This window comes from Nitrospirota bacterium, assembly GCA_020846775.1.
Classification (GTDB): domain Bacteria; phylum Nitrospirota; class 9FT-COMBO-42-15; order HDB-SIOI813; family HDB-SIOI813; genus RBG-16-43-11.
Map to the genome: position 1 here is coordinate 1 of JADLDG010000037.1, position 3,020 is coordinate 3,020.

Annotated in this window: 5 protein-coding genes; all 5 read right to left on the reverse strand. The window is 43.7% G+C overall.

Annotated elements, in window-relative coordinates:
* The coding region (locus tag IT392_06285; GenBank protein ID MCC6544100.1) for a M6 family metalloprotease domain-containing protein at positions 1-1,108 on the reverse strand (1,108 nt) is incomplete at its 3' end.
* 13 nt (positions 1,109-1,121) lie between these two features.
* The gene (locus IT392_06290; GenBank protein MCC6544101.1) at positions 1,122-1,562 is read right to left on the reverse strand and encodes a hypothetical protein; all 441 of its coding nucleotides are present in this window, start codon (positions 1,560-1,562) and stop codon (positions 1,122-1,124) included.
* Between the two features lie 351 nt (positions 1,563-1,913).
* A complete protein-coding gene (locus IT392_06295) occupies positions 1,914-2,273 on the reverse strand; it encodes a PilZ domain-containing protein (protein MCC6544102.1) in 360 nt (119 codons plus the stop codon).
* Between the two features lie 23 nt (positions 2,274-2,296).
* Positions 2,297-2,893, reverse strand: coding sequence for a recombination protein RecR (gene recR, locus IT392_06300; protein ID MCC6544103.1), 597 nt, complete (start codon positions 2,891-2,893; stop codon positions 2,297-2,299).
* A gap of 1 nt (position 2,894) precedes the next feature.
* Positions 2,895-3,020 (reverse strand): YbaB/EbfC family nucleoid-associated protein (locus IT392_06305; GenBank protein ID MCC6544104.1); only part of this gene is annotated, 126 nt, incomplete at its 5' end.

The following is a 3,020-nucleotide window of genomic DNA, read 5'->3' on the forward strand; positions in this document are numbered from 1 at the left end:
CCGGAGACTCTCCCCAGTAACTATTTGAAGCAGATTTCCCCCAGGATCCGGCAGCCATGACACTGAAGTAACCTATCCCCTCTGATGAATAATCAGTATCATAAAGATCAGGGAGTGCAAAAATAAGGTGTCCCATTTCATGCACCATAATGCCCATTGTTGCCTGATGTGCATCGGAGGATGAACCCCTGTGGATTTCTCCAAATTGAGCATATCCACCAGCCCCGTTGTGATCAGCCCCAACAATTACACCGTCTAATTTAGGAGGACTTGTAACAGACCATTTATGCCCCCATACTGAAGGGGTATAATTGGCACTGTATGATCTCTCATAACCGGCAACAATAACTACAATAGCCAGTTCATTTGAATCAACGTATCCGTCACCATTAATATCAAATGACGCATAGTTAATATAAGGATCTGCTGCGGCAACAGCATCCTTTGTTATCTTCTGGTTCTGATTGCCTATATTGCCACCTGTATCCGGGTGGGCATATCCCAGGTTTACCCATCCAATAACGCCATTATTTAATGTGCCGAAAGACTCATTTGCAGGCTGCAAATTAACCTTTCCGTAAGAGGCCTTCTTGAAATAGTCATTTATCTTGTTGCTCAATAATGAAGCAAAGCTGGTTTCCGAATAGGTCCCCTCCCTGTCTGTAAATTCAGCTAATATGAACAGTATCTTCCCATTGAAAGTCCCAAAAGGGGCTGCCGAAGGGGTGCTGAGAGCATTGACTGCAGGTGATTGAGTTAACCCTGAATTTGGATTGGCCTTTCTGAAATTTGGACTGGGCCGTATATGTCTTTGAAAATCAGGTTTGGGTAATTCGTTAGCAAGCGTATCGCTGAGAATCGGGGTATCGCCCTCATAGCGGGAGATATAATGCCACTTACCGCTTTTAGCTCTGTTGACGACATAACCTTCAACCGTTTCTATCCGGTGGTTCCATTCGTCCCCCTTAATCTTTACTTTAATAACCGTTCCATCAGGCTGGACAACCTCAGAGATTTGTGGAGATGCTGGTACAGCAAACGACACACCCGGCATCCATAGACTTAAGACTGACAACGAAAGACAATGAATAATAAACTTTTTAATCATTTATCTATCTGCTTTATTTGTCGGGGATCAGGTTAATCTCTTTTATCCAAAACAGTCCCCCAAGTTCATCACCAGAAAATCTAACCTTTACCCTAACCCTTTTATCAAATATATCAGGGGATATTTTCTCTTTAGAATAAAACAGGACAGTCTTGCCTTTTTTATCACTCAAGAAGTCCGCCTTAGTTTCAAAATTCTCGTAAGATTCAATTAAAATAGTTATTCTGTAAAGCGTCTGTTCCGGCACAATATTCAGAAGTTCAGAAGATACTATGGAATATTCCTCCACAGTGCCTTCTATCACAGATTCATTGGGCGCAGCAGGGACGGCAAGACTGTTTTTTGTGCTAAATGACAGAAATAAACAGATCAGGACGAGACAGATAAATATGCCTCTGTGGCAAAGCAGGAATATGTCCCGACACCACACAAAACTCCTCAATAGAGTGTTCATTATCAGTACCCTCTCCCCCATAGTATACTCATCGGTTGAATGTCCCTGCAGATGCAGTTGATAATCAATACTCTAAATACATGGTTAAAGCTTACAGGACAGAGAGGCTTGGAGGAGTTGGCGTCGTAAGGGATTAATGCAGAGGCCCGTCGGATAAGGCGCATATGCAAGCCGGGACAATGATGATTTGAAAAATTAGTTTCGTATTAACTGTCATGAGCCCTTCGTGCTCACAAAGGGCATGAAAATAATCCCCATTACTCCCCCTTTTCCAAAGGGGGAAATTAGTTACCCCCCTTTAGAAAAGGGGGGTCAGGGGGGATTTGAATGGCTATTTCGGATTAAAAGCCGTTATTCGGATATATACGGCTGTTCAAAACCCTCTGCATAATCCAGATAGGCGAGTGTCATAAAATGTTTGTGTTCGTTCAAAGACTCAAATTGTATCCCGGCAGCGTAGAAGTCTTCAAGCGATTTTACCCAGCAGACCTTCCCTATCACTACCTCTGCCCTGTCAACTTTATATTCATCAGCAAACTGGAGGTTAACAGCTACCTCACACCCGACCTCCGGTCGTTTATTGCAATATGTAGCAAGCCCGCTGCGGCTGATATTAACAACTATGGCACTTATGATCTCATCATGCGGACACTTGATGTCTATCTCTTTTATGAAACTTACCCTTTTATGTCTTCGCTTGTTAGTGACCATAATCCCCCCTGCAAAAAAACCTGTTATATATCTCTCCGTCCTTCTAATGATTTGACAAGGGTAAGTTCATCAGCATATTCGATGTCACTGCCAACAGGAATACCATATGCTATGCGGGTAACGTGAATGCCCATAGGTTTAATAAGCCTGGTCAGGTACATAGCGGTCGCCTCGCCTGCCATGTCAGGGTCCATAGCAAGAATAAGCTCTTCAACACCATTATTCTCCACCCTTTTCAACAGCCCATCAATTTTTATATCTTCTGGTGCAATACCATCAAGGGGTGACAGGGCACCCATCATTACATGATAAAGTCCCTTGTAGCCCCCTGTCCTCTCTATAGTATAAAGCGTACTCGGTTCTTTTACAACAAGGATCTTGCTTCTATCCCTCTTAACATCACGGCATATACTGCACGGGTCATCTTCCGTAATGTTGTTGCAAACAGAACAAAACCGGCTTTTATCTTTAATATCAATGATCGCCTGCCCTATCGCCTTTGCCTCAGCAGGCGGCATCTTCAATAGAAAAAAGGCAAACCTTTGTGCCGTCTTCTGGCCTACGCCGGGAAGTTTCTTAAGTTCTTCAAGAAGCCTGTTAAAGGAACTGACGCTATTCATATTACATCAGCCCGGGGATATTCATACCGAGTCCGCCGGTCATTGACTTCATTTCATCTGCGAGCATGTCACGGCCCTTCTTCAGCGCCTCATTAGTCGCAGCAACAATCAGGTCCTGCAGCATCTC

What these genes read in the sequence shown, in the direction of transcription:
- recR (MCC6544103.1), bottom strand. Translation starts at nt 2,893, where the DNA reads ATGAATAGCGTCAGTTCCTTTAACAGGCTTCTTGAAGAACTTAAGAAA.
- IT392_06290 (MCC6544101.1), bottom strand. Translation starts at nt 1,562, where the DNA reads ATGAACACTCTATTGAGGAGTTTTGTGTGGTGTCGGGACATATTCCTG.
- IT392_06295 (MCC6544102.1), bottom strand. Translation starts at nt 2,273, where the DNA reads ATGGTCACTAACAAGCGAAGACATAAAAGGGTAAGTTTCATAAAAGAG.